Annotated in this window: 26 protein-coding genes; 14 read left to right on the forward strand and 12 right to left on the reverse strand. The window is 69.2% G+C overall.

The window, feature by feature from the left end:
- Window positions 1–2: 2 nt before the first annotated feature.
- Entirely contained in the window at window positions 3–557 is a 555-nt protein-coding gene (locus tag ACFWUU_RS21835) for a GNAT family N-acetyltransferase (protein ID WP_380177620.1), read from the forward strand.
- Entirely contained in the window at window positions 554–1,039 is a 486-nt protein-coding gene (locus ACFWUU_RS21840) for a methylated-DNA--[protein]-cysteine S-methyltransferase (protein WP_380177622.1), read from the forward strand. Before ACFWUU_RS21835 ends, ACFWUU_RS21840 begins: the two co-directional genes overlap by 4 nt.
- On the opposite strand, the gene ACFWUU_RS21845 is transcribed toward ACFWUU_RS21840, so the two are convergent.
- The gene (locus ACFWUU_RS21845) at window positions 1,036–2,238 is read right to left on the reverse strand and encodes a cation:proton antiporter (protein WP_380177624.1); all 1,203 of its coding nucleotides are present in this window, start codon (window positions 2,236–2,238) and stop codon (window positions 1,036–1,038) included. The two genes, ACFWUU_RS21840 and ACFWUU_RS21845, sit on opposite strands and share 4 nt — an antisense overlap.
- Window position 2,239: 1 nt before the next feature.
- Window positions 2,240–2,716, reverse strand: coding sequence for a cation:proton antiporter regulatory subunit (locus tag ACFWUU_RS21850; RefSeq protein ID WP_380177625.1), 477 nt, complete (start codon window positions 2,714–2,716; stop codon window positions 2,240–2,242).
- Window positions 2,717–2,843: 127 nt separating this feature from the next.
- Here ACFWUU_RS21850 and ACFWUU_RS21855 point away from each other — a divergent pair, with 127 nt between their 5' ends.
- From ACFWUU_RS21855 to ACFWUU_RS21865, 3 genes are all read left to right on the forward strand, one after another.
- The gene (locus ACFWUU_RS21855; protein WP_380177627.1) at window positions 2,844–3,386 is read left to right on the forward strand and encodes a PadR family transcriptional regulator; all 543 of its coding nucleotides are present in this window, start codon (window positions 2,844–2,846) and stop codon (window positions 3,384–3,386) included.
- Entirely contained in the window at window positions 3,383–5,398 is a 2,016-nt protein-coding gene (locus ACFWUU_RS21860; protein ID WP_380177629.1) for an FAD-dependent oxidoreductase, read from the forward strand. Before ACFWUU_RS21855 ends, ACFWUU_RS21860 begins: the two co-directional genes overlap by 4 nt.
- A gap of 84 nt (window positions 5,399–5,482) precedes the next feature.
- On the forward strand, window positions 5,483–6,715 hold the full coding sequence (locus ACFWUU_RS21865) for an FAD-dependent monooxygenase (RefSeq protein ID WP_380177631.1): 1,233 nt from the start codon (window positions 5,483–5,485) through the stop codon (window positions 6,713–6,715).
- Here ACFWUU_RS21865 and ACFWUU_RS21870 read toward each other — a convergent pair.
- The 5 genes from ACFWUU_RS21870 to ACFWUU_RS21890 form a co-directional block, all read right to left on the reverse strand.
- The gene (locus tag ACFWUU_RS21870) at window positions 6,665–7,255 is read right to left on the reverse strand and encodes a TIGR03086 family metal-binding protein (protein WP_137258913.1); all 591 of its coding nucleotides are present in this window, start codon (window positions 7,253–7,255) and stop codon (window positions 6,665–6,667) included. The two genes, ACFWUU_RS21865 and ACFWUU_RS21870, sit on opposite strands and share 51 nt — an antisense overlap.
- A 137-nt stretch (window positions 7,256–7,392) precedes the next feature.
- Entirely contained in the window at window positions 7,393–7,983 is a 591-nt protein-coding gene (locus ACFWUU_RS21875) for an HhH-GPD-type base excision DNA repair protein (protein ID WP_380177633.1), read from the reverse strand.
- Window positions 7,984–8,005: 22 nt separating this feature from the next.
- Window positions 8,006–10,210 carry an iron ABC transporter permease gene (locus ACFWUU_RS21880; RefSeq protein WP_380177635.1) on the reverse strand — a complete coding sequence of 735 codons (2,205 nt, stop codon included), beginning with the start codon at window positions 10,208–10,210 and terminating at the stop codon, window positions 8,006–8,008.
- Window positions 10,211–10,254: 44 nt separating this feature from the next.
- Window positions 10,255–11,229 carry an ABC transporter substrate-binding protein gene (locus tag ACFWUU_RS21885; RefSeq protein ID WP_380177637.1) on the reverse strand — a complete coding sequence of 325 codons (975 nt, stop codon included), beginning with the start codon at window positions 11,227–11,229 and terminating at the stop codon, window positions 10,255–10,257.
- 11 nt (window positions 11,230–11,240) lie between these two features.
- Window positions 11,241–12,053, reverse strand: a complete 813-nt coding sequence (locus tag ACFWUU_RS21890; protein WP_380177639.1) for an ABC transporter ATP-binding protein — start codon at window positions 12,051–12,053, stop codon at window positions 11,241–11,243.
- Window positions 12,054–12,150: 97 nt separating this feature from the next.
- Here ACFWUU_RS21890 and ACFWUU_RS21895 point away from each other — a divergent pair, with 97 nt between their 5' ends.
- On the forward strand, window positions 12,151–13,032 hold the full coding sequence (locus ACFWUU_RS21895; RefSeq protein ID WP_380177641.1) for a GntR family transcriptional regulator: 882 nt from the start codon (window positions 12,151–12,153) through the stop codon (window positions 13,030–13,032).
- Window positions 13,033–13,059: 27 nt separating this feature from the next.
- Window positions 13,060–13,935 (forward strand): hypothetical protein, encoded by an 876-nt coding sequence (locus tag ACFWUU_RS21900; protein ID WP_380177643.1) that lies wholly within the window; start codon window positions 13,060–13,062, stop codon window positions 13,933–13,935.
- Between the two features lie 6 nt (window positions 13,936–13,941).
- Here the strand turns inward: ACFWUU_RS21900 and ACFWUU_RS21905 are convergent, their stop codons facing one another.
- Window positions 13,942–14,889: an NAD-dependent epimerase/dehydratase family protein gene (locus tag ACFWUU_RS21905; RefSeq protein ID WP_380177645.1), complete on the reverse strand. Its 948-nt coding sequence runs from the start codon at window positions 14,887–14,889 to the stop codon at window positions 13,942–13,944.
- A gap of 165 nt (window positions 14,890–15,054) precedes the next feature.
- On the opposite strand from ACFWUU_RS21905, the gene ACFWUU_RS21910 reads away from it, so the two are divergent.
- From ACFWUU_RS21910 to ACFWUU_RS21925, 4 genes are all read left to right on the forward strand, one after another.
- Window positions 15,055–16,512, forward strand: coding sequence for an LCP family protein (locus ACFWUU_RS21910; RefSeq protein WP_380177647.1), 1,458 nt, complete (start codon window positions 15,055–15,057; stop codon window positions 16,510–16,512).
- A 13-nt stretch (window positions 16,513–16,525) separates the two neighbouring features.
- Window positions 16,526–16,885 (forward strand): YciI family protein, encoded by a 360-nt coding sequence (locus ACFWUU_RS21915; protein WP_380177649.1) that lies wholly within the window; start codon window positions 16,526–16,528, stop codon window positions 16,883–16,885.
- Window positions 16,886–16,966: 81 nt separating this feature from the next.
- A complete protein-coding gene (locus ACFWUU_RS21920; protein ID WP_380177651.1) occupies window positions 16,967–17,344 on the forward strand; it encodes a YciI family protein in 378 nt (125 codons plus the stop codon).
- A 35-nt stretch (window positions 17,345–17,379) separates the two neighbouring features.
- Window positions 17,380–18,204 (forward strand): alpha/beta fold hydrolase, encoded by an 825-nt coding sequence (locus ACFWUU_RS21925; protein WP_380177653.1) that lies wholly within the window; start codon window positions 17,380–17,382, stop codon window positions 18,202–18,204.
- On the opposite strand, the gene ACFWUU_RS21930 is transcribed toward ACFWUU_RS21925, so the two are convergent.
- On the reverse strand, window positions 18,151–18,486 hold the full coding sequence (locus ACFWUU_RS21930) for a winged helix-turn-helix transcriptional regulator (RefSeq protein ID WP_380177655.1): 336 nt from the start codon (window positions 18,484–18,486) through the stop codon (window positions 18,151–18,153). The two genes, ACFWUU_RS21925 and ACFWUU_RS21930, sit on opposite strands and share 54 nt — an antisense overlap.
- A gap of 88 nt (window positions 18,487–18,574) precedes the next feature.
- Here ACFWUU_RS21930 and ACFWUU_RS21935 point away from each other — a divergent pair, with 88 nt between their 5' ends.
- Both ACFWUU_RS21935 and ACFWUU_RS21940 read left to right on the forward strand, forming a co-directional pair.
- Entirely contained in the window at window positions 18,575–19,519 is a 945-nt protein-coding gene (locus ACFWUU_RS21935; RefSeq protein ID WP_380177657.1) for an NADP-dependent oxidoreductase, read from the forward strand.
- A 215-nt stretch (window positions 19,520–19,734) separates the two neighbouring features.
- Complete coding sequence (locus ACFWUU_RS21940; RefSeq protein WP_380177659.1) at window positions 19,735–20,361, forward strand: superoxide dismutase; 627 nt, start codon at window positions 19,735–19,737, stop codon at window positions 20,359–20,361.
- A gap of 56 nt (window positions 20,362–20,417) precedes the next feature.
- Here the strand turns inward: ACFWUU_RS21940 and ACFWUU_RS21945 are convergent, their stop codons facing one another.
- The 3 genes from ACFWUU_RS21945 to ACFWUU_RS21955 form a co-directional block, all read right to left on the reverse strand.
- Entirely contained in the window at window positions 20,418–21,200 is a 783-nt protein-coding gene (locus ACFWUU_RS21945; RefSeq protein ID WP_380177661.1) for an alpha/beta fold hydrolase, read from the reverse strand.
- A gap of 94 nt (window positions 21,201–21,294) precedes the next feature.
- Window positions 21,295–22,551 carry an RNA polymerase sigma factor gene (locus ACFWUU_RS21950; protein WP_380177663.1) on the reverse strand — a complete coding sequence of 419 codons (1,257 nt, stop codon included), beginning with the start codon at window positions 22,549–22,551 and terminating at the stop codon, window positions 21,295–21,297.
- Window positions 22,548–23,447, reverse strand: coding sequence for a TIGR03564 family F420-dependent LLM class oxidoreductase (locus ACFWUU_RS21955; protein ID WP_380177665.1), 900 nt, complete (start codon window positions 23,445–23,447; stop codon window positions 22,548–22,550). The genes ACFWUU_RS21950 and ACFWUU_RS21955 overlap by 4 nt, the downstream gene beginning before the upstream one ends.
- A gap of 94 nt (window positions 23,448–23,541) precedes the next feature.
- Between ACFWUU_RS21955 and ACFWUU_RS21960 the strand changes: the two genes are divergently transcribed.
- Window positions 23,542–24,075: a TetR/AcrR family transcriptional regulator gene (locus ACFWUU_RS21960; RefSeq protein ID WP_380177667.1), complete on the forward strand. Its 534-nt coding sequence runs from the start codon at window positions 23,542–23,544 to the stop codon at window positions 24,073–24,075.
- Window position 24,076: the final 1 nt, after the last annotated feature.

The following is a 24,076-nucleotide window of genomic DNA, read 5'->3' on the forward strand; positions in this document are numbered from 1 at the left end:
GAATGACCGACCTGACCACCGACCGTCTGTTGCTCCGTCAGTGGCGTGACTCCGATCGGGAGCCGTTCGCCACGCTGAACGCCGACCCGGCCGTGATGGAGCACTTTCCGGCTCCGCAGACCCGTGAGCAGAGCGACGCCCTGATCGATCTGAACATCCCGCACCTCGACGGCCGCGGTTGGGGCCTGTGGGCGCTGGAGGTGAAGGACACCGGGGAGTTCATCGGCTTCACCGGGCTCAACGTGCCGACGTTCGACGCGCCGTTCCTGCCCGGGGTGGAGATCGGCTGGCGTCTGTCGAAAGGTGCCTGGGGCAACGGTTATGCGACCGAGGCGGCCCGGGCCGCGCTGGCGTACGCGTTCGGGCCGGTCGGGCTGGACGAGATCGTCTCGTTCACCGCGACCACCAACCTGCCGTCGCAGCGGGTGATGCAGCGGATCGGCATGGTGCACGACGAGGCCGGCGACTTCGATCACCCGCGCGTCGAGGAAGGCCACAGCCTGCGCCGGCACGTGCTCTACCGGATCGACCGCGCCCAGTGGGAGTCCACCAAGTGACGTACGCCGTCATCGACAGCCCGCTCGGTCCCCTCACCCTGCTGGGGACCGAAGCGGGCGAGTTGACCGGCCTGTACATGGACCAGCAGCGCTACCGCCCCGACGAAGCCGGCTTCGGCGACCGCGACGACTCGGCCCTGCGGGCGGTCGCCGAGCAGCTGGACGAGTATTTCCACCACGGCCGCACGAAGTTCGACGTACCACTGCACCTGCGCGGCACCGACTTCCAGCGCCAGATCTGGACCGCCCTCCAGGACATCCCGTACGGCGAGACCACCACGTACGGCGGTCTCGCCGCGGCGCTCGGACTCAAACCCCAATCGGCCCGCGCCGTCGGTCTCGCGAACGGCAAGAACCCGATCAGCATCATCGTCCCGTGCCACCGCCTGGTCGGCTCGACCGGGAGCCTGACCGGCTACGGCGGTGGCATCGAACGCAAACGAGCCCTGCTCGATCACGAACGCGGCGACAAACTCTTCTAGCTGGGCGTCTCGACTCGCTCGACAACGGGCGCGGCGGCCTTCGGCTTCGACTTGAACAGGCGCCGCGCGAGCGGCTCGGTGTAGCGGGCGGCGACCGGACCGAGGATGACCAGGATCAACACGTACGCCGTCGCGAGCGGGCCGAGCTTCGGTTCGACCCCGACGGCGAGGCCGGCGATGACGATCGAGAACTCGCCCCGCGCCACCAACGTCCCGCCGGCGCGCCAGCGTCCTGCGGTCGAGATGCCAGCCCGGCGTGCGGCGTACCAGCCGGTGGCGATCTTGGTGAGCGCGGTGAGTACGGCGAGGCCGAACGCGATCGCCAGCACCGGTGGGATCTTCGCCGGATCGGTGCTCAACCCGAAGAACACAAAGAACACCGCGGCGAACAGATCACGCAGCGGAGCAAGCAGATTCCGGGCACCATGTGCGACCTCGCCGGACAACGCGATCCCGACCAGGAACGCACCGACCGCCGCCGACACTTGCAGGTGCTGCGCAATCCCCGCGACGAGCAACGTCAGCCCGAGTACGACCAGCAACAGCATCTCGGGGTTGTCGGAGGACACCGCCCGGCTGATCACCCGCCCGTACCTGAGCGCGATGAACAGCACCACGCTGACTGTCCCCAGCGAGATCAGCAACGTCATGCTTCCACCGGCCAACCCGACGCCCGCGAGCAGCGCGGTGAGGATCGGCAGATAAACCGCCATCGACAGGTCCTCGAGCACCAGGATCCCCAGTACGACCGGCGTCTCGCGGTTACCCAATCGGCCGAGGTCGCCGACCACCTTCGCGATCACGCCCGACGACGAGATCCACGTGACACCGCCCAACGCCACCGCCGCCACCGGACCCCAACCGAGCAGCAACGCCACAGCAGCACCAGGCAACGCGTTCAGCAGGAAGTCGACCGCACCCGAGACGTACTGCGTCTTCAGCGTGCCGACCAGATCCGACGCGGTGTACTCGAGCCCGAGCAGCAACAGCAGCAGGATCACGCCGATCTCGGCGCCGGTGGCAACGAACTCCTCACTCGCTGCCAGCGGCAACAATCCGCCGTGCCCGAACGCGAGCCCGGCCAACAGATACAGAGGAATCGGCGAGAAGCCGAGGCGGCCGGCGATCCGGCCGAGGATGCCGAGAGCAAGGATGACGGCGCCGAGCTCGATCAGCAGGGCGGTGATGTTCTCGTGCATCTCACCCACCCGCGATCAGGTCGGCCACGGCATCCACGCCCTCGCGGGTGCCGACCACGACCAGGGTGTCGCCGATCGCGAACCGGAAGTCCGGCGTCGGCGAGGGCGTCGCACCGGTACGCCGCAGTACCGCGACGATCGACGCGCCGGTCCGGCTGCGGGCCTGGGTGTCGCCGAGCGTGCGCCCGGCGTACGGCGACTTGGCCGTGATCGGGATGTGCTCGGTGACCAGGTCGATCTCGATCTCGCCCCGGACCGGGTCGATCGACTCCGGGATCAGCAGCTGCGCGAGCGCCGCCGCCTCGCTCTGGCCGAGCGGGACCGTGGCCTGGCAGGTGTCGTCGTCCTCCGGATCGTGGAAGCCGAGGAACCGCCGGCCGTCGTTGTGCACCACCACCGAGACGTGCTTGCCACCCTCGGTGACCAGGTCGTACCGCGTACCGATCCCTGGCAACGTCGTCTTGGTCGGGTGATTCATGATGCTCCGATCAATAGATGGCGTCTGCAACCATTCTCTCAAAGTCCGAGCACCCGGTCCGGGTCCTGGATGTGATCCGGGTTGCAATCAGGTGCAGTGCAACGAGTTGCATAGGTACGCTCCGGTCATGGCGCTGGAGCACGCGATCCTGGTCTCGTTGACCGAGCGCGCCGGGTCCGGCTACGAGCTGGCCCGGCGGTTCGACCGGTCGATCGGCTACTTCTGGCCGGCCACGCACCAGCAGATCTATCGAGTACTGCGCCGGATGGACGAGGCCGGCTGGGTCACGCACACCGAGATCGCCCAGGAGGGCCGACCGGACAAGAAGGTCTACCGGGTCGCGGCCGCCGGGCGGGCGGAGCTCACGCGTTGGCTGGCCGAGCCCGAGGATCCCGCCGTACTGCGGGACGGGCTCGGGGTGAAGCTTCGCGGTGCCTCGCTCGGCTCGCTGGACGTCGTCCTCAAGGAGATCGAGCGGCACCGGGCCGAGCATGCGACCCGGCTCGAGGTGTACCGCGGGATCCAGAAGCGCGACTTCCCGAAGCCGTCCACCCTGCACGGCCGCGACCTGCACCAGTACCTCGTACTGCGGGGCGGCATCCGCGCCGAGGGGTCGTTCACAGCCTGGTGCGACGAAGTGATCGAAGCCCTCCGGAAGGACAACCGATGACGGCGTACCCGCATTTGCTGGAGCCTCTGGATCTCGGTCATGTGGTGCTGCCGAACCGGGTGATCATGGGCTCGATGCACACCGGTCTCGAGGACCGGCTGAGCGACCTGCCCAAGCTCGCGGCGTACTTCGCCGAGCGGGCGCGTGGCGGGGTCGGCCTGATGGTGACGGGCGGCTACGCGCCGAACCGCACCGGCTGGCTGACGCCGTTCGGGTCGACGCTCACCAGCCATCGGCAGGCACGCAAGCACCGCCTGTTGACCGACGCGGTCCACGAGGCAGGTGGCCGGATCGCGTTGCAGATCCTCCACGCCGGCCGGTACTCGTACCATCCCTTCAGCGTCTCCGCGTCCGCGCTCAAGGCCCCGATCAACCCGTTCAAACCCCGCGCGCTGACCGACCGCGGAGTGCTCAAGCAGATCAAGGCGTACGTCGATTGCGCCGCGCTGGCCCGTGAGGCCGGGTACGACGGTGTCGAGATCATGGGGTCCGAGGGGTACTTCATCAACCAGTTCCTGTCCGAGCGCACGAACAGGCGGACCGATCGCTGGGGCGGCAGCCCGGAGAACCGCCGCCGGCTCGCGGTCGAGATCGTCCGGCAGACCCGGGAGCGGGTCGGCGAGGACTTCCTGATCATCTACCGGCTGTCGATGGCCGACCTGGTCGAAGGTGGTCAGACCTGGGACGACGTGGTTGCGCTGGGCAAAGAGATCGAGGCGGCCGGTGCGTCGATCATCAACACCGGCATCGGCTGGCACGAGGCCCGCGTGCCGACCATCGTCACGTCCGTGCCGCGCGCCGCGTTCACCAGCGTGACCGCCGCCTTCAAGCCGTACGTGAAGATCCCGGTCGTTACCTCGAACCGGATCAACCTGCCGCAGGTCGCCGAGGAAGTCCTGGCGCGTGGAGATGCCGATCTGGTCAGCATGGCCCGTCCGTTCCTGGCGGACCCGGAGTGGGTGCTGAAGGCAACAACTGATCGGGCTGACGAGATCAACGTCTGCATCGCCTGTAACCAGGCGTGTCTGGATCATGTGTTTGCGAAGCAGAAGGCGAGTTGCATGGTCAACCCGCGAGCGGCCCGCGAGACCGAGCTGCAGTTGCTGCCGACCCGTCGTACCAAGAGCATCGCGGTCGTCGGGGCCGGGCCGGCCGGGTTGGCGGCGGCGGTGACGGCCGCCGAGCGGGGGCATCGGGTCGAGTTGTTCGAGGCGGATGTGGAGATCGGCGGGCAGTTCGGGATCGCGCGGCGGATCCCGGGCAAGGAGGAGTTCGCCGAGACGATCCGGTACTACCGGCGGCGGCTCGAACTGACCGGCGTGAAGGTGCATCTCGGTCGGCGCGCGACCGTCGAGGACCTGGCCGGGTTCGACGAGATCGTGCTCGCGACCGGCGTCGTACCACGGGTGCCGGCGATCCCGGGGATCGATCATCCGACTGTGCTGTCCTACGCGGAGGTCGTGCGCGAGGGGAAGCCGGTTGGTGAACGGGTTGCGGTGATCGGGGCCGGCGGGGTCGGTGTGGATGTGAGCGAGTTCCTGACGACACCGGTGTCGCCTGACCTCGAGGCTTGGAAGCGTGAATGGGGGGTCGGTGATCCGACGAAGCTCGCGGGTGCGCTCGCGGTACCGCAGCCGGAGCCGTCGCCGCGGAAGGTGTATCTGTTGCAGCGTAAGACCGGGAAGATCGGCGCCGGACTCGGTAAGACCACGGGGTGGGTGCATCGGGCTGCCTTGAAGAACAAGCAGGTCGAGCAGTTGCGCGGCGTCAACTACGAGCGCATCGACGACGAGGGCCTGCACGTCACCTTCGGTCCGAAGCACGAGAAGCCACAGGTCCTCGCCGTCGACACGGTCGTCGTCTGCGCCGGCCAGGAACCGGTCCGCGACCTCGCCGACGCACTCCGCGCCACCAACCGCCCGGTCCACCTCATCGGCGGCGCCGACGTAGCCGCCGAGTTGGATGCCAAACGGGCCATCGAGCAAGCGACTCGACTGGCGCTCACCCTCTGATCAGTGCACTAGTGCGCGGTGGCGTCGCGCGGTGCGAGTAGTGCACCGTGTACGGCGTACGCGCACTAGTCAAAGGGGTGAGTGATGAAGACTGTTCTGATTTCCGGTGGTGGGATTGCCGGGCCGGCGTTGGCGTTCTGGTTGCGGCGGTTCGGGTTTGTGCCGACGGTTGTCGAGATCGCGCCGGGGCCGCGGCCGGGCGGGCAGACCGTCGACCTGCGCGGCGTGTCGCGGGTCGTTGCCGAGCGGATGGGCATCATGCCGGCGGTGGCCGAGCGGAAGATGCACGAGCGCGGGCTCGAGTACGTGCGGGCCGACGGCTCGCGGTCCGCGGTGATGCATGCGGAGCTGATGGACGGTGCCGGTCCGGTCGCGGAGATCGAGATTCTGCGCGGTGATCTGGCCGCGATCCTGACCGACGCGACGGCCGGGGTCGAGTACGTGTACGGCGACTCGATCACCGAGTTGCACCAGGACCCGACCGGCGTCGACGTGACATTTGCGAGTGGCACGCGACGGCGGTTCGACTTGGTGGTCGGCGCGGACGGAGTGCACTCGCGGGTACGGCGGTTGGCGTTCGGCGCGGAGTCGGAGTTCGTGCATCACCTCGGCGGCTACACGTCGTACTTCACCGTCGAGACGCCGGAGCCGTTGGACCACTGGTTCAAGGTGTACACCGCGCCGCGCGGGCGATGGGTCGGGCTCCGGCCGGACCACGCTCCGCAGTACGCGAAGGCGTTGCTGAGCTTCCGGTCGCCGGTGATCAGCTACGACCGGCGCGACCTCGCGGCGCAGAAGCGGCTGGTGCGGGAGCAGTACGTCGGGCTCGGCTGGCACACGTCGCGGATCTTGGAGCAGCTCGACCAGGCCGGCGATTTCTACCTGGACAGCACGAGCCGCGTCGTCGTACCGGAGTGGTCTCGCGGCCGGATCACGCTCGTCGGCGACGCCGGGTACTGCGGTTCGCCGATGGCCGGCCACGGTACGGCGCTCTCGCTCGTCGGAGCGTATGTCCTGGCGGGCGAGCTGGCCGCGGTCGACGGCGATCACGCCCGCGCGTTCCCGGTGTACCAGGCCCGGATGCAGGCGTATGTCGACCAGCGGATGGAGCTCCCGCCGGGCGGGATCAAGATGGCGATGCCGATGTCGTCGTTCGGGATCGCCTACCGCGACTTCGTACTCCGGACGATGACGTCGAAGCTGATGTCGGGTGCGCTGGCGAAGATGACCTTGGCGAAGCCGGATGCGATCGAGCTGCCGGAGTACTCAGTCCAGCGGGGAAACCCACTCCGGATTGCGACCGAGCAGGCCAAGTAGCTGGTCGAGATCGGGAGCCGTGCCGGAGACCTTCACGATCCGGTCGAACGCGTAACCGGGGCCGCGGTTGCCTTCGGTGTCGGGGATCCGGCGGGCCAGCGTGAGCGCCATCTCGACCATGTCCGGCGGCGGGGTGTACGGGACGTCGATCGCGCGGGCCAGGTCCCAGGCGTGCACGATGCAGTCGAGCTGGTGGAAGGTCAGCGCGATCCGGCGCGGGAACGAGCCGAACTCGCGTACCTCGACCAGCCGGTCCAGCGCGCCGCCGTCGGCGAACGCGTCCGCGACCCGGACGTTCGACCGCCGGTACGCGCCGGCCGGGTTGTCGGCGAGGCGGCCGCCGTTCCAGGTGTGGATGGAGGCGGAGCCGTTCAGGGCAGCAGCTGCGAGGCCCTCGTTCTGACTGACCAGATGGCGGAGCAGACCGCGCACGGTCCAGTCGGGGCACGGGGTGGGGAACCAGAGTTGCTCGGTCCGCACCTGCATCACGACTTCACCGAGTACTGCGCCGGCCCGACGATCCAGATCCCGGATGTCCATCCGCTCTCCTCCCGTGGCTGCCCCAGCCGAGCATAAGGCGGTACGTCGCCTCCTGCAGGAAACCGCGTGGTTCACAAGGGACAACCCGCACGCAGAAGGCCCGACCTGCAACAGGTCGGGCCTTGGTGTCGCGGGATTCAGGCGCCGGCGACTTCCTTGGCGGCGGCCTTCGCGGCCTTCTTGAAGTTGCGGACCTCGGCCAGCGAGGCGGCGTCGGTGACATCGGCGATCGAGCGGTGCGAGCCGCGGTCGCCGTAGTGCCCGGCGGCCTCTCGCCAGCCCTTGGGCTGTACGCCGCGCTGCTTGCCGAGCATCGCGAGGAAGATCTTCGCCTTCTGCTCACCGAACCCGGGCAGTGCCTTCAGCCGCTTCAGCACCTCGGCGCCGTCCGGCTTCGGCCGGCCGCTGAGCCAGATGTTCGCGGTCTCGCCGTCGTAGTTGTCGATGATGTGCTGTGCCAGTGCGTGCACCCGGCGGGCCATCGAACCGCCGTACCGGTGGATCGCCGGCGGGGTGACGCAGAGCTCGACGAACGTGTCGACGTCGCTCGCGGCGATCTTGTGCAGGTCGAAACCGTCCATCCGGTTCGCGATCTTCCACGGACCGGAGAAGGCGTGCTCCATCGGATACTGCTGGTCCAGGAGCATCCCGACCAGCAAGGCGAACGGGTCGTCGTTGAGCAACTTGTCGGCGTCCGGATTGCCGGTGAGGTGCAGTTCGCGCAGCATGCGGACCATCTTGACACGAGGTTCAGCGCGTGGGCACCCGTGTTCTCCAGAGCAGATAGACGAAGTACGGCGCTCCGATGAGTGCGGTCAGGAGGCCGGCGGGGATCTGGGCGGGGGCGAGGACCGTCCGGCCGAGGCTGTCCGCGACGCTGACCAGGATCGCACCGAGCAGGGCCGCGACCGGAAGGATCCGGGCGTGCCTCCCGCCGACCAGGGCACGGGCAGCGTGCGGAGCGACCAAGCCGACGAACCCGACGACACCGATCGCGGAGACCGCCGCCGCAGTCAGCAGAGCTGCTGCCAGCAGCATCAGCAGCCGCGTTCGCTCGAGCCGCACGCCGAGGATCCGCGGCACGTCATCGTCCAGCGCCAGCAGATCCAGCTCTCGCCGGGCATGCACAACAACTGGAGTGAGGACTATCAGCGCGATCGTCACCGGTAGCACCTGCGGAAGCCTGCGCCCGTATGTGCTCCCCGACAACCACGTCATCGCCAGACTCAGGTTCCACGGATCGGTGGCAACGATCAGCAACGTGATGATCGCGGTCGCCACCGACGAGACGCCGACCCCGATCAGCACCAACCGGTCTGAGCTCAAGCCGCCGCGCCAGGAGATCAGGTAAACCAGCCCGAACGTGACGACGGCTGCGACCGCGGCGACGCCCGACAGCAACCAGATGCTTGCTGAGGGCAACAGGATGAGCGTGGCGATCGCGCCGACGCCCGCGCCGCCGGTGATACCGAGGATGCCCGGTTCGGCCAGCGGGTTGCGGCAGACCGCCTGCACCGTCGTACCGGCGATCGCGAGCGCCGCACCGCACAGCAGCGCCGAGACGACCCGTGGGAAGCGCTGGTCCAGGACGTAGGTGATCGCGCGGCCCGACGCGCCGTTCATCCAGTTCGCGAGGTCGCCGGTGCGGAGCAGCGCGTCACCGGTCAGCATCGCGCCGACCCCCGCGGCGATCAGCAGTACGACGAGCGCCGCGGTCACGATCCAGAACGTACGGCGACTGCGCAGACCGGAGCCTGTCCCGCCGGGGGAGCGGCTCGGCCCCGAGTCGCGATGCCGTCGGGCCAGCCAGATCAGGACGATCGCGCCGACCACCATCGTCATGATCCCGGTCGGGATCTCCACCCCGGCCTGCCCGCCGAACGCGGCCCGCAGTACGACGTCGGAGGCGAGTACGACGAGGACGCCGGCGAGACCGGAGAGCGGCAGGAGTACGCGGTGCCGGAGCAGGCCGGGGACGAGCGGGGCGGTGAGGCGGACGAGGACCGGCGCGACCAGGCCGACGAAACCGACCGGTCCCGCGACGGTGACGGCGGCCGCGGAGAGCATCACTGTGACGAGCGTGGTGAGGACGCGGATCCGGCGTACGTTCACGCCGAGGACGGAGGCGGTGTCGTCGCCGAGGGCAAGGATGTCGAGTTTGGCGGCCAGCAGGAACGCAACGAGGATGCCGAGGGCAACGATCGGTGCCATCTGGGTGACCGCGCGCAGGTCGGTCTGCACCAGCGTGCCGGCGCCCCAGGCGAACGTGCCGACCGTCTCCTCGCGGTACAGCAGCAGGAGCAGCGTGGTCACGCCGGCGAGCGCCATCGCGACCGCCGACCCGGCCAGGATCAGCCGGGTCGGCCCGGTGGAGCCGCCCGCCGACAACACGAGCACCAGCCCTGCGGCTGCGAGCCCGCCGACGAAGGCGACTCCACCGGCGGGCAGCGCCGGTAACGACACCCCGAACGCGGCCACGATCACGACGGCCAGGTACGCCCCTGCGTTGACCCCCAACGTGTCGGGTGAAGCGAGCGGGTTGCGAGCCAACGACTGCAACCCCGCTCCCGCAACCCCCAGGGCGATACCTACCAGCACCCCGGCCAGCAGCCGGGGCAACCGCGACGCGACCAGCACGTTCGCGGCGTTGTCCGTTCCTTGCCCGAACACCAGCCGCAGCAGGTCGCCGGCGCCGACCGAGGACGTGCCTTGCGTCAGATGTACGGCGGCCAGCAGCACGATTGCAACCGCCGCCAGGAGAAATACCCCCGCCACCCGCACCCGCCGAACGGGTTGAAGCGAGGCCTCCCGCGCTGCGGCCACGGGACCGTGTTGGGTCGCGGGGCGGGCCGCCGCCGGCCGATCCGCGTGTGGAGCGGCTGCGCCCACCCGGTCCGGGTGTGGAGCGCCTGCGCCCACTGGATCCGGGTGGTCGGGCGGGGCGGCTGTGCCCACTCGGTCCGGGTGGTCGGGCGGGGCGCCTGTGCCCGCCTGCTGGGTCAAGATGTGACTGCCTGGACGGCGGCGTCGATGAACTGTTCGGTGGACTTCGGGCCCCCGAACATCCAGATGCCGTCGGGCAGGCGGTGGACCTTGTCGGTCTTCACGAACGGCAGGTTCTTCCAGATCGCGTTGCCGGCCAGGTCGCCGCCGAACACGTCACCGCCGTCGTTCTTGTTCGCGATGTACAGGAAGTTCCCGTCGGGCAGCTTGGTCAGCCCCTCGAGATCGGTCTGCGCGAGCCCATAGTCCTTGTCGCCCGCACCGGTCCAGCCGTTCTTCAGACCCAGCTCGGTCGCGACCGCGCCGAGCAGCGACCCAGTCGTGTACATCCGGATCGAGATCGTGCTGCCCTGCTTCCACCCGTCGGCCATCGTGAACCCGGTGCCGGCCTTGCCCGCGTCGGCGATCTTCTGCTTGCCGTCGGCAATCGCCTTGTCGAAGTCCGCGTTCAGCTGCTTGGCCTGGTCGGCCTTGCCGACCGCCTGGCCGATCAGGTCCAGGTTCGTCTTCATCTGCGGGATCGCGTTCTTCGCGTCCGCGCCGCGGATCACCAGCACCGGAGCGGCCTTCTCGAGCTGGGTGATCGTGTTCGCGGCCTCGTCGGTCGTGGTGATGACCAGATCGGGGTTGAGGGCAACGATCGCGTCGACGCTCGCCTCGCCGCGGGTACCGACGTCCTTCACCGACGGGTCGAGCTTCGCCGCGGTGACCCAGTTCGTGTACCCCTTGGTGTCCGCGACGCCGACCGGCATCACGCCGAGCGTGACCAGGTTCTCTGCGGCGTTCCACTCCAGCGCCACGACCTTCTTGGCAGGTGCCTTCAGGTCGAGCTTCTTGTTCCGGGCGTCGGTCAGGGAGACCGGCTGCGCGGCGGCGTCGCTGGCGTCGTTCGAGGCGGTGGGTTCGCTGGTACCGCAGGCAGTCAGACCCAGCAGGGCAGCAGCGACCAGAGCGATGGCGGTTCGTCTCATCAGGATGACTTTCAGCTCGTCGTGACGCGGGACAGGTGTTTGCCGATGGGGCGAGTGGTGACCAGACCGGTGGCCGGATCGGTGCCGACCTCGATGGTGATGCCGTACGTCTCGGTGAGCGCGTCGGCTCGCAGTACCTCGTCCGGCGTACCGGTCGCACGTACCCGCCCCTGATCGAGTAGTGCGATCCGGTCCGCCACCGCAGCGGCCTGGTTCAGGTCGTGCAGTACGACGCCGACCGCGACGCCGTGCTCGTCGGCGAGTTCGCGCATCAGGTCGAGGATCTCGATCTGGTACCTCAGGTCGAGGAACGTGGTCGGTTCGTCGAGCAGGAGTACGCCGGTGTCCTGGGCGAGGCACGTTGCCAGCCAGACGCGTTGCAGCTCACCGCCGGACAGTTCGTCGACCGCGCGCTCGGCCATCGAGGTGACGCCGGTGACCGTCATCGCGTGCTCGATCGCGCGCGGGCCGTCCGCGTCGTCGTTGCGCCAACGGCTCCGATGCGGATGACGCCCGTACCCGACGACGTCGCGCACGCTGACGCCGCTCGGGGTCGGCCGGGACTGCGAGAGCAGCGTGACCTTGCGGGCGAACTCCTTCGCCGACAGGTCCAGCGCGCTGCCGCCGCCGGGGAAGGCGATGCTGCCCGCGTCGGGGTGGTGGAGACGGGCGAGCGCGCGCAACAGCGTCGACTTGCCGCTGCCGTTGGGACCGACGAGCGCAGTCACGCGGGCGGGCTCGAGATGCAGCGAGGCGCCGTCGACGACACGCCGACCGTGGTAGCCCAGACACAGCCCGTCGCCGGTCAGCCCGTTCGTGTGCATGCGGCAGAGGATAGCCTTACCTAAGCTGACCTGTCAGGAGGGGTCTCATCCCGAGCTAGTGCGCGTACGATGTATGCGCACTAGCTCGGGAGGGGCAATGACGCAGTACGAGACGATCGCGGCCGAGTTGCGGCGGCGGATCAAGGCCGGCGAGTTGAAGCCGGGGGATCGGGTGCCGTCGACGCGGGCGCTGGTGCGGGACTTCGGGGTGGCGATGGCGACCGCGACGAAGGCGTTGCAGGCGCTGCAGGCCGAGCGGCTCGTGCATCCGAGCCCTGGTGTCGGGACCGTCGTCGGTCCACCTCCTCGTACGACGCGTCGCGTCGAGCAACCTGAGCTGAATCGGGACGAGGTCGTGCGGATGGGGATCGCGATCGCGGATGCCGAGGGGTTGGCCGCGTTGTCGATGCGGCGGATCGCGAGCGAGCTCGGGGTGTCGACGATGGCGCTCTACCGGTACGTCGGGGGCAAGGACGTACTCGTCGTACAGATGGTCGACACGGCGATCGGGGAGTTCCCGCTGGAGACCTCGCCGGATGATTGGCGTGAGGCGATCGCGATGGTCGCGCGGGTGCACTGGGCGGCGTACCGGCGTCATCTCTGGCTGGCGAGCGCCATCAGTCTGAGCCGGCCGCAACTGGTCCCGCGGTTGCTGCCGCACACGGATGCGGTGCTGCGGGCGTTGCGCGGGTTCGAGAAGAGCGAGGCGTTGTCGGCGATGATCAGCCTGTTCGCGTACGTGCGCGGCGTCGCGCTGGTGATGGAGGCGGAGGCGCAGGCCGAGCAGGACACCGGCGTGACCGCCGACGAGTGGGTGACGGAGCAGGCCGACAAACTCGGCGCGATGATCGCGATGGGGAATCTGCCCGCGTTCCGGGAGTTGCTTGCGGACGGGTTCGACTATGAATACGACCTCGACAAGTTGTTCGAGTTCGGCCTCGAGGTCTTCCTCGACGGCCTCGCAACACGGCTACGCTGAGTGCTGACGACTTCTCCGGAGGTAGCGATGGAGCCTGTGTTCGCGCCGGGTGTGCCTGTCGGCGTACGGCGGTTGTACGAGCACCGGCCGGAGTTGTTCGTCCCGGCCGATGCGCCTCGCCCGAAACGGCAGACGTCGTGGTCGGTGGCACCCGGGAACACGTTCGGCACGCTGCTGGTGTGGCTCGCGGTGTGCGTGGGCGGCTGGATCCTGGCGCTGATCGTGATGGCGGCGACGCTGCCGACCGCGGTCGCGGCCTGGGCGGCGGTGGCGCTGGCCGGGGTCGCCGTACTCGCCACCGGCGGGATCCTGGTGAAGTCGATGGTCGAGGACCGCGGGCACAAGGCGGTCCGGATCCAGCACGGGAAGTACCTGCTGCCGGAGGACTTCGACGAGCCGGCGGCGCGGATGCTCGGGCGTGCGCAGCGTGCGGTGAAAACAGTGCTTGAGGCAACAGTTACCCGGCGCGGGCTGCTCGACGAGATGAAGAACGAGCTCGTCCTGCCCGAGCAGCTCTGGGACATCGCGCAGGTACTGCGGGAGCAGACGGTACTGCGAGCGCGGCAGAAGGACATCGCCCGAGGAATGGAGACCGCCGAGCTGGACGCCGTACTCGGACCGCAGCGCCGCGCCCTCGCGCTGTCCGTCGACGCGATCAAGCGCAAGGTCGACCTCCTCGACCGGTACGCCGACCGGGTCCGCTCCGCCGACGCCGCGCTGCGCGCCGAAGCAGCGCTGGAGGACGGCGACCGCTACATCGAACTCCTCGCCCGCACCGAGCCCGTCGGCGACACGTCGATCGTCCAAGGCTTCGCCGACGAGGCCACCGCGCTGAAGGACACCCTGACCCGCTCGATCAACGCGGCCCGCGACGCCGGCCGGACCCTCGCCCTCCCGGAGTAGCTCCGGTCAGATGGAGGCCAGGAGCTTCGCTTCCTGCTCGGGCGTGAAGCCGAAGTCGAGGTCCGGGGTGCCACGGTCGTGGTCCCACGCGACCAGGTCGGCGATGGTCTGGCGGAGCGGAGTGACGGACATCCCCGCGCCTCGCGCCTTCGCCGGGTTGCGGCGGCGTTCGCCCCACTCGGACTCGGGCTCCATCAGCGGGAAGCGCGCCGGCGCCGCGTCCCTCGGCACCGGCACCAACTCAACCGTTCGGCCGGCCAGGTCCGCCGAGGTTTCGATCAGTTCGGCGATCGTGCTGAACGGCCCGACCGCGTTGTACCCGCCGGACCGGGCGTCGGTGATGAGCTGGACCGCGAGCCGCCCGACGTCGCGGCTGTCGATGAACTGCAGCGGCTGCTCCGGCTTCGTCGGCAGCGCGACCCGGCCGCCGGCGGCACCGCGTCGTACCCAGTAGAGGACCGTGCTCGCGGTGTCGCCCGGGCCGGTCACCCGGCCGGGGCGGATGATCGTTGCCCGATCGCCGTACCGCTCGACGACGTCGTCCTCGCACGCGACCTTGCACGGTCCGTACGTCTCGTTGGTGAGTACTTCGGCGTCCCGCATCGGCTCGCGCCGGGGCGCGGTCTCGTCGGTCCCGGCCGGCAGGTCGCGGACGTACACCGCGTGGCTCGAGACGAACACATACCGCCCGACCCGGTCACCGAGCACGTCCATCGCCTGGTCGACGTCCCGGGTCCGGTAGCCGCTCAGGTCGACCACCGCGTCCCACTCGCCGGTCCGCAGCGCCTCGTAGTCGCCGGTCTCCCGGTCGCCGATCAGCTCGGTCACCTGCGCGGGCAGCGGCGTCCCGCTCTTCCCGCGGCTGAAGGACGCGACCTCCGCGCCGTGCGCCAGCGCGTCCTCGACGATCGCGCGGCCGACGAACCCGTTTCCACCCAGAATCAGAATCTGCACGATCGGTCAACCTACCGGCCGGATCCGGCCGATTGACAACCGATTAACGCTGTAACACGTCTGAAGAGGTACAGGGTGCGATTGGTGGCGCACACTGGAAGCGGACGGCGGACAGGGGAGCCAATGGGGAGACGTGCGCGCGCGGCAACGAGACGGCCACGATCGGTGCCGAAGTTGCTGGGGCTGACCCTGTTGGGCGCACTGCTTCCAGGACTCGGGTTGATCATCGGCGGCCGCCGGCGGATCGGCGCGTTCGTACTCACCCTGTTCCTCGGGCTGGTCGGCCTCTGCGTGTACGTCGGGCTGACCCGGCGGGAGCAGGTCCTCGCCGCCGCCGTCGTACCGAGCCGGCTGCTGATGACATCGGTCGTGATCGCCGCGGTCGCGTTCCTCTGGATCGTCGTGATCGTGGCCTCGCACCGGTCGTTGCGTCCGGCAACGGGCGGCGCCGGCGGCCGGGCGCTCGGGGCCGGCTTCGTCGGGATCCTCTGCTTCGCGATCGCGGCGCCGGCGGCGGTCGGCGTACAGAGCGTGCTCGCGCAGCGGACGCTCGTGCAGGACGTGTTCCAGGCCGAGGGTGAGAGCAAGAGCGCGACCCGGCCGAAGGTGGTCAACGTCAAGGATCCGTGGGAGGGCAAGCCGCGGCTGAACCTGCTGCTGCTCGGCGGCGACGACGCCCCGAGCCGGGAGGGCGTGCGGACCGACACGGTGATCGTGGCGAGCATCGACACCAAGACCGGCAACACCGCACTGATCTCGCTGCCGCGGAACCTGACGTTCATGCCGTTCCCGGCGGACTCGCCGCTGCACAAGTACTACCCGGACGGTTTCGGCAAGGAGGGGCTCAGCCTCGACGGCCGGCTGGAGTGGATGCTGACCGCGATGTACCAGAACATCCCGGACGCGCATCCCGGCATCCTCGGCCCGTCGGACAACGAGGGCGCCGATGTGGTGAAGCAGTCGGTCGGTGAGGCTCTCGGCCTGAAGCTCGACTACTACCTGCAGGTCAACCTGCAGAGCTTCCCGGAGATCGTCGACGCGCTCGGCGGGATCAAGGTCAACGTCAACGAGCGGGTCGCGATGGGCGGTATCAGCAGCTCGCACATCCCGCCGAAGGAGTGGATCGAGCCCGGCCCGAACCAGCACCTCGACGGACGGCACGCGCTCTGGTTCGCCCGCGGACGGTACGGCGCCGACGACGACCAGCGGCAGGTCCGCCAGCGGTGCGTGATCAAGAGCATCGTCGACGCGGCGGATCCGCAGACGCTGGTGACGAAGTACAAGGCGATCGCGAAGGCCGGGCAGCACCTGCTCCGGACGGACATCCCGCAGGAACTGCTCCCGGCGATGGTCGAGCTCGCGCTCAAGGTCAAGTCTGGCACGGTCTCCAACGTGACGCTCGACCCGGAGAAGCTGCGCCTCAAGTACCTCCACCCCGACTACCAGGCCCTCCGCGACACCGTCGAGAACGCCCTCGAATCCACTCCGCCGCCGACCGTCGCGCCGACCACCCCCAGCACCACCCGCAAGCCGACCACCACAACCACCACTCCACCACCCGGCCCGACCCAGAACCTGGTCGACGCCTGCGCCTACAACCCCAACGGCGACCAGCCGAACTGAGTAGCTTGGCGACATGCGTTTCGACCGATACACCGTGATCCTGCTGACGCTGCGCCCGGACGCCCCGGTGATGACCGACGACGAGGCCGCCGATCTGCAGGACCGCCACCTCGCCCACGGAGCCGACCTGCAGGATCGCGGTCTGGTGCTGGCTCGCGGCCCACTCGTCGATCAGGACAACGAGCGCTACCGCGGCTTCTCCATCTGGTCGGTGGACGCCGCAACCGCCCGCCAACACGCCGAGGCCGACCCAGCAGTCCGAGCCGGCCGCCTAGCCGTCGAGGTCATGACCTGGATGATGCCCGCCGGCAACCTCCAGTTCTCGCAGGTCCACGCCCCCCGCTCGATCGCCGAAGCAACCGGGAGCAATTGATCCGAGGGCGCGTGTCGATCCTGGTGTGGGCTGATCGACGTGAGAGTAAGTGATCGATCGACACGACGAGGAGCAGCAGCGATGCGCTACATGATCATCAACAAGGCGGATGCCGACAGCGAGGCCGGGAAGTTTCCGTCGCCGGAGGTTGCGGAGGGGGTCGGGAACGTGGTCGAGGACCTGTCGAAGGCCGGGGTGCTGCTGTTCGCGGAGGGGGTGCACCGCAGTTCGCTCGGCGCGCGGGTGAAGGTCGAGGACGGGCGGCGTACGGTCACCGACGGCCCGTTCGCGGAGACCAAGGAACTGGTCGGCGGGATGATCGTCGTCGAGGTGCGCAACCGCGACGAGGCGATCGAGTGGGCCGCCCGGCTGGCCGAGGCGCTCGGCGACGAGGTCGAGGTGCGCCGGGTCGTCGAAGAGGCCGATTTCGGTCCGGACTCGGACGTCTTCCAGAACTGATGTCCATTCGTGCCACCGTCGTTCGTGGAGGTGGCATGAACAACACATTGGTGGTTCCCGAGGCGGAGTTGTACTACGAGGTGCGCGGATCAGGACCGTTGCTGGTCCTGGTCGGCGCGCCGATGGACGCGGACTCGTTCGCACCGCTGGCCGATCTGCTGGCCGACGACTACACGGTGCTGACGACCGATCCGCGCGGGGTCAAGCGGAGCACCCTCAATCCCGGCGGTACGTCGCGACCCGAGCAGCGCGCCGACGATCTGGCCCGGCTGATCCGGCACGTCGACGCCGGCCCTGCCGTCGTACTCGGATCGAGTGGGGGAGCGGTGAGCGTGCTGGCGCTCGCGCAGCAGCACCTGGACGTCGTACGTGCGGTGATCGCGCACGAGCCGCCGCTCGACCGGCTGGTCGAGGACGGCGACGAGCTGCTGGCGAAGTCGGAGAAGCTGATGGCCGACTACCTGGCCGGGGACGTGGTCGGTGCGTGGCAGCAGTTCTTCCGGCTGGCGAACCTCGGTGTACCGGATGAGGTTGTCGAGATGATGTTCAGCGGCAAGCGCGACCCGCAGCAGGTCGCGGCCGAGCAGTTCTGGTTCTCGCACGAGATGCGCGAGACGATCACCTGGACGCCGGACCTGGACAAGCTCCGTACGGCGAACGTCATCGTCGGCATCGGCGAGGAGTCGACCGGGCAGCTGTGCGACCGGACCTCGACGGCACTGGCCGACCAGCTCGGGATCGAGCCGACCCACTTCCCCGGCGGCCACACCGGCTTCGCCGACCAGCCCGAGCCGTTCGCGAAGGCGCTACGCGCTGAGCTGGTCGAGGTGGGTTTCCACCCAGGTGCGCAGCGCGCCTAGCGGCTTCGACACGCTCCGGCCGATCGCTGTCAACGAGTACTCGACGTGCAGCGGCACCGCCGGGAAGATCTCCCGGTCCACGAACCCGTTGTCCTCCAGCCGCCGCAGCGTCTGGGTCAGCACCTTCGGGCTGATCCCCTGCAGCCGCCGCTGCAGCTCACCGAACCGCAGCGGGCCGTCCTCCAGCGCACCGATCGCGAGGGCGGCCCACTTGTTCGCCAGCAGGTCGAGAACGTCCCGGCACGGGCATTGCGAGGCGTAGACGTCGTGCTTGTCATGCATGCCGGTGGAGCATTTCGTCGTCATACTTCCCAAAAGGTAGCAGTAGTCCTTGCGGGAAACTAGGGCCATCGGGATAGCTTCCCGAGGCATGAGAGCAATCAGCCAAGATACGTACGGCGGGCCCGAGGTCCTGAAGCTGATCGACACCGCCCGGCCGGAGCCGTTGCCCACCGAGGTCCTGGTCCGCGTGGAGGCGGCCGGGGTGAATCCCGTGGACGCCAAGACCCGAGCCGGCCAAGGCGTGGCCGGGCTGCTCGGCGAACCGCCGTTCATCCTCGGATGGGACGTGAGCGGCGTCGTCGAGGCGGTCGGGCACGGCGTCCACACCCTCGCGGTCGGCGACGAGGTCTACGGGATGCCTTGGTTCCCGCGGGCGGCGTCGGCGTACGCCGAGTATGTGACCGCGCCGTCCCGGCATTTCGCCCGCAAGCCCGCGAACCTCGACCACATCCAGGCTGCCGCGGTGCCGCTGGCCGGGCTCACGGCGTACCAGATCCTGACCGCGCTGGCCGACGTACAGAAGGACCAGCGGGTGCTGATCCACGCGGCCGCGGGCGGCGTTGGCCACCTGGCCGTGCAGATCGCCAAGGCGCTCGGTGCGTACGTCGTCGGTACGGCGAGCGCCGGCAAGCACGAGTGGCTGCGCGGACTCGGCGCGGACGAGGTGATCGACTACCACTCGCAACAGCTCGCCGAGGCGACCGGGGACCTGGACGTCGTGGTCGATCTGGTCGGGACCGAGGCGACGTTGGCGCAGTCAGTTGCTGTCACGAGGCCGGGTGGCCTGGTGGTCGCCGTACCGTCCGGGAGCCCGCAGGCAGTAGTTGACCGGGCCGCGGAGTCGGGCGTCCGGGTGGCGCCGTACCTGGTGGAGCCCGACGGTCATGCGCTCGGTGAGATCGCCGAGCTGATCGAGAGCGGCGCCGTCCGGATCGAGGTCGAGGAGGTGTTCCCGCTCGCCGAGGCGGGCGCGGCGCACCGGCGTCTGGAGGACGGCCGGACCCGCGGGAAGCTGGTGCTCGCGGTTCGGTGAGACTCGCTCGTGGGTCGCTGGGTGGAGTATGTGAAGCTGGGGGTGTCCGGGACGTACGCCGGGGTGTGAAGGCGGTCGGACCGGGCACCGGTCGGTGGTGGCGCGTTCGCCCGCGTGTTGCCTTGACCTCAACCGTGGTTGAAGTTTCAAGCTGGTGCCGCTGAGACAGGACATCGGAGATATCGGCCCTGGTGGGCCCCGACGAAGGAGCAGAGTTGACCACGTACACGCTTCCCGATCTTCCCTACGACTACAGCGCGCTCGCGCCGAGTATCGCCGGCGAGATCATGGAGCTGCACCACGACAAGCACCACGCGACCTACGTGAAGGGTCTGAACGACACCCTGGACAAGCTGGCCGAGGCCCGCGACAAGGGTGACTTCGGGTCGATCGTCGGGCTGGAGAAGACGCTCGCCTTCAACCTCGGCGGCCACGTCAACCACTCGATCTTCTGGAAGAACCTGTCCCCGGACGGCGGCGACAAGCCGGACGGCGAGCTCGGCGCCGCGATCGACGAGTTCTTCGGCTCGTTCGACGCGTTCCAGGCGAACTTCACCGCGAGCGCGACCACGATCCAGGGCTCGGGCTGGGCCATCCTCGGCTGGGACGCCCTCGGCAGCCAGCTGCTGATCCACCAGCTGTACGACCAGCAGGGCAACCTGCCGGCCGGCCAGACCCCGATCGCGATGCTGGACATGTGGGAGCACGCGTTCTACCTGCAGTACAAGAACGTGAAGCCGGACTACGTCAAGGCCTGGTGGAACGTCGTCAACTGGGCCGACGCCCAGGCCCGTTTCGACGCGGCCCGCGCCGGCGCCGGCGCGCTGATCACCGGCGCCTGACAGACCACGCAGTACGACGAAGGGCGTCCGGCCGGGCCGGACGCCCTTCGTGCTGTTCAGGCACAGAACCCGGCGATCACCGGTGCGATCGCGGTGGCCTTGATGACGTGGTTCTGACCCGGTACTTCGGTGTGCCCGGCGCCCGGGATCGCGTCGGCCAGCGCACGGGTGGACGTCTTCATCCACGCCGGGCTCTTGCCGCCGTTCACCACCTGCACCGGCTGCTGGATCGACGCCCACTGGGCCGCGTCCATCGGTTCGCCGAAGCAGTTGTCGCCGAGGATCTGCGCGTCGTACGGGATGGTGTGGGCCATTGCCTTCATCGGCTTCCAGGCCGGCATCAGCTTCATCATCGTGACGAAGATCCCCGGCAGCCCGATCCCCTTGGTGAAGAAGTACTTGATCGCGTCGCCCGGCTCGAGCGCCTGCATCTCGGCGACCCAGGTGCGCGGGATCTGCTTGCGGCTGTCGTCCACGACGTACGGCGGCTCGAACGCGACCAGCTTCTCGATCGGCAGCCCGGCTGCCGCGGCCCGGAGCGAGAGCGCCGCGCCGGACGACGAGCCGTAGACGTACGCCGACCCGTCGGCCGCCTCGATCACGGCCGCGAGGTCCTCGATCTCCCGGTCGACGTCGTACGCGCCGGTGTCGCCGGAGTCGCCGCGACCGCGCCGGTCGTAGTTGTAGACGGTGAACCGGTCGGCGAGCGCCTCGGCGACCGCGGGCATCGGGCCCTGCGCACGGGAGCAGAGCGCGCCGTCGACGAGGACGAGCGCCGGCCCGTCCCCGCGCCGGTCGTAGGCGATCGTGGTGCCGTCCTTCGATACGACGGTGTTCATGGTGACTCCTCCTGATGGGTGACGATCTCACCCCTGCGTCGAGCGTCTACGTCGCCGCTCGACTCTGTGTGACGTAGATCACTCGTAGGAGGAGTCAGCAGGCGGCGGCGCGTTCGAGGAGAAGTTTGCGTTCGCGTTCGTTGCGGGTCAGGGCGGCGGCCTTCTCGAACTCCTCGCGGGCCTCGGGGAGGCGGCCGAGTTTGAAGAGGAGGTCGCCGCGGACGCTCGGTAGGAGGTGGTAGTCCTTCAGCGACGGGTCGTCGGCGATCGCGTCCACGGCCTCCAGGCCACGCTCGGGGCCGAACGCCATCGAGATCGCGACCGCCTGGTTCAGCTCGACCACGGGCGACGGCGTGACCTGCGCGAGTACGGCGTACAGGCCGGCGATCCGGGCCCAGTCGGTGTCCTCCGGTACGGCGGCCCGGGCGTGGCAGGCGGCGATCGCGGACTGCAGCAGGTACGGACCGGGCGGCTTCTCCAGGGCCCAGGCGCGGTCGATGCCTTCGAGGCCGCGGCGGATCAGCAGCCGGTCCCAACGGCGGCGGTCCTGGTCGAGCAGGAGCACCGGCTCGCCGTCCGGCCCGACGCGGGCGTTGGCCCGGGATGACTGCAGCTCCATCAATGACAGCAGGCCGAGTACTTCGGGCTCGGTCGGCATCAGCTCCGCGATCAGACGACCGAGCCGCATCGCCTCGTTGCACAGTGCCGGACGCATCCAGTCGTCGCCAGCGGTCGCGGAGTACCCCTCGTTGTAGATCAGGTAGACGACCTCGAGGACCGACGACAACCGCTCCAGCAGGTCCGGCCCGGACGGCACCTCGAACTGGACCTCGGCCTTGGCCAGGTTGCGCTTGGCCCGGACGATCCGTTGCGCGATCGTCGGCTCCGGAGCGAGGAACGCGCGGGCGATCTCGTCGGTCTTCAGGCCGCCGAGGAGCTTCAGCGTCAACGTCACCCGGGCGTCCATCGTCAGTACCGGGTGGCAGGCGGTGAACACGAGCCGCAGCAGGTCGTCCTCGATGTGGTCCTCGAGGATCGCCTCGACGTCGTCCTCGACGCTGTCGCCGTCGATCTCGAGCTCGTGCCCCATCTCGGCGAGCTTGCGCTGGTACGTGTCCTTGCGGCGGATCAGGTCGATCGCCCGGCGCTTGGCGATCGCCATCAGCCAGGCCCCCGGATTGTTCGGTACGCCGGACTGCGGCCACTGCTCCAAAGCCGCCACCAGCGCATCCTGCGCCAGTTCCTCGGCCAGACCCACGTCTCGCACGATCCGCGCGACACCCGCGATGATCCGCGCCGACTCGATCCGCCAGACCGCGTCGACCGCCCCATGCGCCTCCGTAACCGTCACCCCGCCACTGTAGACAGGTACGCGGTCGTCCGGCTCTGTTCTTCCAGGGTGCCGATCGGGGCGAGCATGAGGTCGGTGGCGCCGGTGTCGCGGACACGGTCGAGTTGCTTCCGGATCGATGCCTCGTCACCAACGATCAGTACGTCGGCCGGCCCGTCGACGCCTTCCCGGTCGAGCATCGCGCGGTACTCCGGAACCTGCCCGGCCAGCGCGAACTGCTCCGCGAACCGCGCCCGCACCGCGTCCTCGGCGGACGTCAGACACACACCGAGCCCCGCCACGATCCGCGGACTGCGACCGCCGGACGCACGCGTGATCGACGGTACGACGTGCTCGCTCAAGGTTCGGGGCCCGGTCATCCAGGTGATCGTTCCGTCGGCGAGCTCGCCCGCGACCTTGAGCATCGCCGGACCCAGGGCTGCGAGAAGCACGGACGGTGCCTCGGTGCCGGGGAGGTCGAGGGCGCCGACCGCGGTGTACGCCGAGCCGTGGTGATCGACGGCCTCGCCGCGGAGGAGTGGCCGCAGTACCTCCAGGTATTCACGCAGTCGTCGCGCCGGACGGTCGGTCGGGAGTCCGTACATCGTGCTGACCATCCGGGCGATCCCGGCGCCGATGCCGAGAGTGAGTCGGTTGCCGACCGCCGCCTGCACGGTCAGCGCCTGTTTCGCGAGCATGAGCGGGTGCCGCTGGGGGAACGGAACGACGGCGGTGCCGAGCTCGATGCCGGGCGCGGTCGGACCGGCGACTGCCAGCGTGGTGAGTGCGTCCCAGCCGACGCCGTGCGTCACCCACGCGGTGCCGACACCGGCTGCGGCTGCCTCCTGGATCTGCCGGGTGATCTCCGGCAGCGGGGCGGGTCCGCGGACGTCGCCGAAGGCCATGCCGATGCGCATAGGGTCTCCTCAGAGTTTAAGTGGGGTGGTCCCCCGGTTAGCAGCCGCTACGATATGGGGGACCACCCCACTTACGTCAAGGGACTTCGACGAGATGCGTGCTGACGCCCAGCGGAACCGGGATCGCCTGGTCGCGGTCGCGGCCGAGGTCGTTGCCGAGCAGGGCGCGGAGGCATCGCTCGAGGAGATCTCCCGACGGGCCGGCGTCGGATCGGCGACGCTGCATCGGCATTTCGGCGGCCGGATCAGCTTGCTGGAAGAGGTGTTCCGGAGCAGCGTCGACGCGGTCTGCGCGCAGGCCGTCGAGCTGCTCGATGCTCCGGATCCCCTGCAGGCGTTGACGAACTGGCTCCGCGCGATGGTCCGGCATGCGACCAGCAGCCGCGGCCTCGCGACCGTGCTGGTGATGAGCGGGGACTGCGGTACGGACACGCACGCGCGCGTGATCGCGGCCGGCCGGAGGTTGCTGGAGCGCGCCCAGGACGGTGGCGCCGTACCCGCGGACGTCCGGATCGAGGACCTCCTGAAGCTGGTCAACGGCATCTCACTGGCCAGCGGCGACGACCCCGCCCAGGCCGACCGATTGCTCACCCTGGCAATGCGGGGGATAGCACCGGCCAGTGCCTAAT

Source organism: Kribbella sp. NPDC058693, from assembly GCF_042715335.1.
Classification (GTDB): domain Bacteria; phylum Actinomycetota; class Actinomycetes; order Propionibacteriales; family Kribbellaceae; genus Kribbella; species Kribbella jiaozuonensis.